Genomic DNA, 6381 nt, shown 5'->3' with positions numbered 1-6381 from the left:
TTCGCCGTTAGAGCAGCGTTCCCTGCCCCATCCCCATGTTTCAAGAAGTCGGACGATCAACCGCCCTCGCTTCCGAGGTTGAAAATACAAGACCGGGACTGTCACGCAATCACCAACTTGTCCGTTTGGGGTGTTTGCGACAGCCTTCCGCATGCGCTGTTGCTGAAAGGTCACAAATGCGGCATCCGCCCCTGCCGTTTCTTTATACTTTATTAAGAAACCCCTGATTCTGCGGGAGTTTGGCTGCAGTGAGGCGCGGTGCCGGGCTGTGGATTGTGCCACATTGGAACCAGTTTCTCGCCGGATTCGCGTCTTTTGTTGAAGAAGGAGAAGGCCAAGCATCGACGCCCACCTCAGGCCATGGGCGCAATTGACGAAGAATCAGTTTCCCTGACGAAGGATGATTCTCGGTTCGATTCTGTTGACGCGAGATTCGGCGCGCTAAGCGCGCAGGTGGCAGCGGTCACTACGACAGCGCGCTGCGGGTGATGATGGTCGAAACAGATGGTGGGAAAGTTGTGATGGCGGAGAAGATGGGAAGCTCCGCCGCTCACCTCTAAACCGCTGATACTATTGATTTCCCTAAGCAATCTCGTGTAAATTTGGCACAAATCATTGGCACAAATGCACAGGATGGGCTTTCATGGCGGGATTCAGGGGCAAACTAAACAGGCATATCCGGCTGAAAGGGAAGACCTACCAATTTAAGATAGGCATTCCTGCGGAGTGTCGGGCCTACTTCAAGGGCCAACAGAACTACGTGGAATCCACGGGCACCGGAGATCTCGTCACGGCCCGCAAATGGCGCGATAGACGCGAACGGGAATTGCAAGACCTCTTTGCGGATATCAGAAGTGGACGCGTGGTGTCCGACGACCAAGCCAAATGGGCAATGGCCGGTCAAGTCGCTAGGGAAGCATTCAGGGATTCTGAGGACGAGGACGAAAGGTTCCTTATCGTCACCAACGCTAAGGACCAGAGCGAGGACCTAGAACGCAAGCCCAAGTTACAGGCTGCGTTTGATAATGCATGGCTAGGCAGGGAGGATGTCGACACGCAGCTTGAGACATGGCTCGGCCAGATCAATCTCGCACCAAAGTCAGTCATGGACTACCGAGGTATCATCAACAGGCTTGCGGCATGGTGCAAGGCGAAACAGTTCGTGGCATCTGACATCGACCGCAAGAGGGCCGGTCAGTACGTGGAGGGTGAGCTTCTCAATCCCGACAGGATGACGCGAGTGACCGCGAAGAAGCACCTCGGGGCTATCGTCGGATATTGGGATCATTTGAGCCGCCGAGGCCATCTATCGAAGGCTAGCGTCAATCCGTGGCTGAACCAGATCATTCCTGAACGGGGCAAGCGTGGTGTCGTGGAGGAAACCGAGCGAGCGTTTGAGGACGTCGAGCTGGCCAAGGTCCTCTATCTCGATACGCCGGTCAAACGCGGCGGCAAGCCGATGTGGGAGGACGAGCTTAAGGAGCTGGCTCTCATATCCACACTCAGCGGCATGCGCATTTCCGAGATTACAGATCTAACGGTAGGAGCATGTCAGGGCGGGAAGTTCGACCTCAGGAAGGCCAAGACCAAAGCTGGTATCCGCGTGTTTCCTATCCACTCAGCGCTTGCGGACCTGATCGCCAAACGGTGCAAGGACCGTGACGACAAGGATTTGCTGTTCAAGGAGTTCGACGAATTACCCAATGCGCCTGACACCCTGTCTAAAGCCTTCACACGGCGGAGGGTCGCCCTGGGCGTCAATGAGAAGCGGGAAGGCAAGCGGCGCAGTCTGGTCAACTTCCACAGCTTCCGGCGCACCTTCGCCACCAAAGCACGCCATGCCGGTATACCGCTGGGCACTATCGAAGACGTAGTCGGGCATGACACTGGCGAGAAGAAGACCGTGCTGCGGGAGAGCTACGCTAAGGATTCAAGCTGGCAACAGAAGGTGGATTGCGTGGAGGCCGTGAAGCTACCAGCAAATCCCCTTCGTTCCATACAGACAACCACAAGCTAATAAGGAGAAACATGGGATACAAATATAAGACCCCGGAAGAAGCTAAGGCTGCGAAGGCGGCACAAGCCCGAGCGTACAGTCTCAAGACACGGGGACCAAGAAAGACCGTAGATAGGCGCGGGATGACCGAGGCCGAACGCGAGGCGCATGACTTGCAGGTCTACCAGCGCTGGGCAACCAAGCAGGCCGAGGCAGCGGGAAGGACATACGAGCCGCGACGGAAGTTTACCGACGAGGAGCGGGAAGAGGGCCGTAGGCTGGCCGTCCAGCGCTATACCCAGCGACGCAGGATAGAAATGGGCGTGGCGGAACGTATCGAGCTACGTCTCAAGATCCGGCAGGAACGGGAGGCAACGAAGGCGGCGCGTAGGGCCGAACGAGCGGAGCGACACAAGCTCTCCGCCAAAGAACGTTGGAAGCTCTACTTCGCCAACGAGACCCCAGAGCAGCGAGAGCGGCGCTTGTATCTCAAGGCGGTTTATAGGGAGACCGAGGTTAACCCTAAGGTCCGGGAGATCGTCGAGCACATCCTCTATGACTTCTCTAAGGCCCAGAGCAACGCGACCAAGGCCGAAGTGGCCGAGGAATGGTATGGCGTGAGCCTTTCATGCTGGCTGACTGAGAAGGCGCTGTGGTACGCAGACGTGCACCGCCTCATGGAAAAGCATCTCACCACCGAGGACGGCGGTTCACTTTAGGCGCACAACCCAACCTCGAAGCCCCGACACCGGGGAGTATTAGGCCGACTGATACCTTCCAAATGTTTTGGTGCAGCCATCTGAACCGGCATTATTATATAAGCACCTGCGCGGAAATCCCCCGGTGGGGGTGCCTTTCTCAGAGGCTTGCCGGGGAGTACCATTGGTGGCTGGGATGGCCCGTCGTTTGAATTTCGGCGCGGCGCTGGAAATAACCTCCCCCCTAGCTGAACACATGGGCACATCAATTCCACCCACCACACTAGGAACACGGTGACAGACCGGAGACGGGCAGGCACTCTCTGTCTCAATTGTAAACTTTTGAGACACCCCCTATTGACGTGTCTCAATTGCGTCTCTAAACATATGTCTACATTCACTCTTAGACATTTGGAGACAGAGACATGATTATTGGATATGCCCGTGTTAGCTCGACAGGTCAGAACCTCACCGCTCAGATCGATAAGCTAACGGCTAGCGGCGCAGAGAAGATCTACCAAGAGAAGCAATCTGGCCTCGACAAAGACCGCCCCGAGCTAGCCAAGGCTTTGGAGTTCGCACGTGAGGGTGATGTATTGGTCATCACCAAGCTTGACCGTCTCGCCCGCTCTGCAGCTCATCTGCATCAGATCGTGGAAATGCTCGACAAGAAAGGCGTTGGCTTTCGCGTCTTGGACGATGCTTCGCTCGATACCACGACACGGACTGGTAAGCTCGTGTTTGGCATCCTCGCCTCTATCGCTGAGTTCGAAACCGCCCTGAGGAAAGAGCGGCAGATGGAAGGCATTGCGAAGGCCAAGCTAGAAGGCAAGACCGGCGGAAGGCCAAAGACCGTGGATGAGGACAGGATAAAGGCCATGAAAGAGGAAGGCCTTTCAGTCCCCCAGATCGTGAAAGAGACCGGCATCAGTAGGGCTGCGGTTTACCGGGCGCTGGCGGAGTGACACCAAGGTGGCCATGGGGTGAGGCAAGGCAATAGCCCACCCCCTAGAATGAAAGGTTGCCCCCTAGTTACGTTATGGTGTTCTAGGCCCAACCATCGGGCCAAAGATGAAGCAGTAGGTGACGAGAGCTATAAAGGCGAAACCGAGCCACCCCTTCACGTCTTCGAGCTTGTCACGGAACGACTTGGCCACCCACGCTGCCCGTCGCGCCCTCGCCTGATCTTTCCGCATCTGATCCCAGTCCATACCCCGGCCCTCTGTAGTTGCCCGTTCCCGTTGTCAGCAACCTGGACGATGGGCAGTGAACAATCAATGAAGAAATAGGGTGACCAATAGCACGACATGGCTGGATTAGGGGCACCAATAGCACGACCAATCCGCTGAAATCTTCGATGCCGCGTGTTTCGTCATCTATGTTTCGGGACTTGAGTTCACCCCACGCAGCGACCGTAAGCAACCACAGCAACCCAACGAGGACCAATGACAGCCCATAGACTACGAGAGTGCATAGCTTGACGGAGGCAGGTCCCGTTGTCCTCGCCCTGAGTGGCCTCCTCCTTCTCGATAGCAACCAGATACGGGAGAAGACCGAACGCGGCACCATAAGCCGCTATGCTGAATTGATGGCTGGCGGTACGGCCTTTCCGCCGATCAAGGTGGCGCTTACTGATCCGACCGACGCCACCAAAGGTTACACCTTGGTAGACGGTTGGCACCGTGTCCGGGCTGCGCAAGAGATCGGACTTGGAACCATTGTTGCCGAGGTGGTGACCGCTCAAGCCCATGAGGTTCCGTGGCTAGCTTACGAGGCCAATCGTGGGCATGGGTTGCCGCTGAAGTTGACCAGAGTGGAGCGAAGGGAGATCTTCCGGGCCTATGTCCAAGCTAAACGGCACCGCACAGGACGTGGCCGTGCCATCAAGAGCGCCAATGCAATGGCCAAGGATCTCGTGGGTATCGTCTCTGCCCGATCCCTTCCCGGCTGGATGGCCTCTGACTTCCCGGCGATCTACAGGGCGATGAACATGGGCGGACTTGATCCTTACGAAGACCAAGGTGGCGTGAAGGACAGGGACATGGATGCTGCTTATGCCAAGGAGGCCCGAGCCTGCCTTGATAACTTCATGGCCTGCATGCGCTCCCTCCGAGATAACAGACGGTCCCTCGCAATCCTCAGGAAGGCAGTCGCCTGTGTCGATGAGGTCAGCGAGGCGGTCACTGGTAAGCGGGAGTGGCCTAAGGTGACCGAGGATCTCTTCTGACCAGCTATCTACTTTCCTTGGACATATGCAATAAAATCAAGTGGATAGCGACTGAAGTTCGCATCTGCGCACCTTAACTGCAGATCACACGCCTCAAAACCTTGCTGAGCAGGGCTTGTAGCGGTCCCACCTCAATATCTCACCCTTCACATCACGGCATCAATCACGGCTCGGAGCAATCCGGGCCTTTTCCTATTTCTCGAAGAAAGGACAGTACCCATGTGGTCTGGAAACCGAATCAACAAAGACGCTACAACACGCCGCATACAGCCCAATTGGCTTTTGGAGTGCTGCAAGGCGGGTATCCCATACAGCGCCCTTCCTACGCCTCCGGCACCCGACGCCAGCCACAGTGACAAATGCAAATACACATGGGCTCTTCGTAAGCTCTGGGCCCAGCGGACGGGGAGAACCATAGAGCGACTGACGCCACCGGGGTACGCCGAGAAGCTCAATCAAAAGAAGCAGGAGGCCCGTTCGCTCCGGGAAAGCGCCGGTAACGATCTCATAGACCAGATTCAAGCAGATGACCTCCGTCACGAAATCCGAGACCTCCAACGGGAAGCACGACAGGAGGTGGACGCCGTCGTTGCCGAGGAAATCCGGCAGGCCGAACCGTTTACCCAAATTGACACACGAGCGGGGCAGGACAAATCTTGGCGAATTTCTTCAGTCTCCCAAACGGTCAAGGAGGGATACCGCTGGGTACCTGACGAGGATCTCAGTGCCGAGCAGGTAGCAGCGCGTAACGCGTCAATCATCCGGGCCTACACCCGATGACCTCCACCTACGTACCAGCGACACCACCAGTACCAGAGGACACCGCCCACCTCTTCAGAGACACTGGGGGTCCCGTCGAGAACCCACATGCCACCGCCACCGCTATCATGGCGGCGATGGTTACCTACGAGCCTTCCGACTGGGAGACCCTGGCAAAGCATCTGGGGACCGACGAGAAGACGCTATACAGCGTTTCGGAGCGGCTCGCGTTGATCCATCGGATGACTGCGGTTGGCCCGGGTGCCATTGGGGGCAAGCTTGAGGCCATTGCGGAATACTGGTCTCGGTACAATGCCAAGGCCATCCGTCAAAAGGCTGACGCGATGTATCGGGCGGGACGGGATGAGCAAGGCTTCGCCCTGCCCCGACAGTCTGAGCCACTAACGACACCCTCAGGGCACGGCGGTTTCGTGTGGCCGTCTGACGCCCTCGAACCAAACAAGCCAGATGAATTTGCCGCAAGCCTCATTGCCGCAATCGAGGAAGCGAAAGCCGTTTCCTATGACACCCTCGCAACAGCGCTAGGCTGTGGCATAGCCGATCTCATACAGGCCTGCCGCAACCTCTCAATGAACCATGGCTTTGACAGACTGTCGGGCCGGTCCCTCCACTTCTACTTCGAACATCATTCCGACCGTCTCGCCGCCCTAAGCCGCGACACATCTAACCACGCCTAACGA

General features: G+C 56.9%; 5 protein-coding genes. All 5 read left to right on the top strand.

Annotation, left to right across the window (positions count from 1 at the left end; translation table 11 throughout):
* The first annotated feature begins 643 nt into the window (after window positions 1-643).
* The 5 genes from FHX16_RS06315 to FHX16_RS06295 all read left to right on the top strand — a co-directional run bounded on the left by FHX16_RS06315 (window position 644) and on the right by FHX16_RS06295 (window position 6378).
* Window positions 644-2017 carry a tyrosine-type recombinase/integrase gene (locus FHX16_RS06315; RefSeq protein WP_259126815.1) on the top strand — a complete coding sequence of 458 codons (1374 nt, stop codon included), beginning with the start codon at window positions 644-646 and terminating at the stop codon, window positions 2015-2017.
* A gap of 11 nt (window positions 2018-2028) precedes the next feature.
* Window positions 2029-2715 carry a hypothetical protein gene (locus tag FHX16_RS06310; RefSeq protein ID WP_259126814.1) on the top strand — a complete coding sequence of 229 codons (687 nt, stop codon included), beginning with the start codon at window positions 2029-2031 and terminating at the stop codon, window positions 2713-2715.
* 404 nt (window positions 2716-3119) lie between these two features.
* Complete coding sequence (locus FHX16_RS06305) at window positions 3120-3659, top strand: recombinase family protein (RefSeq protein WP_259126813.1); 540 nt, start codon at window positions 3120-3122, stop codon at window positions 3657-3659.
* A 512-nt stretch (window positions 3660-4171) separates the two neighbouring features.
* Window positions 4172-4921 (top strand): ParB N-terminal domain-containing protein, encoded by a 750-nt coding sequence (locus FHX16_RS06300; RefSeq protein WP_259126812.1) that lies wholly within the window; start codon window positions 4172-4174, stop codon window positions 4919-4921.
* A gap of 776 nt (window positions 4922-5697) precedes the next feature.
* Window positions 5698-6378: a hypothetical protein gene (locus FHX16_RS06295; protein ID WP_259126811.1), complete on the top strand. Its 681-nt coding sequence runs from the start codon at window positions 5698-5700 to the stop codon at window positions 6376-6378.
* Window positions 6379-6381: the final 3 nt, after the last annotated feature.

This window comes from Rhizobium sp. BK661 (genome assembly GCF_024808825.1).
Classification (GTDB): Bacteria; Pseudomonadota; Alphaproteobacteria; order Rhizobiales; family Rhizobiaceae; genus Rhizobium.
This window is presented reverse-complemented; position numbering and strand designations above follow the sequence as displayed.

Coding starts and splice junctions, on each gene's coding strand:
- FHX16_RS06315 (WP_259126815.1), top strand. CDS start 644: ATGGCGGGATTCAGGGGCAAACTAAACAGGCATATCCGGCTGAAAGGG.
- FHX16_RS06310 (WP_259126814.1), top strand. CDS start 2,029: ATGGGATACAAATATAAGACCCCGGAAGAAGCTAAGGCTGCGAAGGCG.
- FHX16_RS06305 (WP_259126813.1), top strand. CDS start 3,120: ATGATTATTGGATATGCCCGTGTTAGCTCGACAGGTCAGAACCTCACC.
- FHX16_RS06295 (WP_259126811.1), top strand. CDS start 5,698: ATGACCTCCACCTACGTACCAGCGACACCACCAGTACCAGAGGACACC.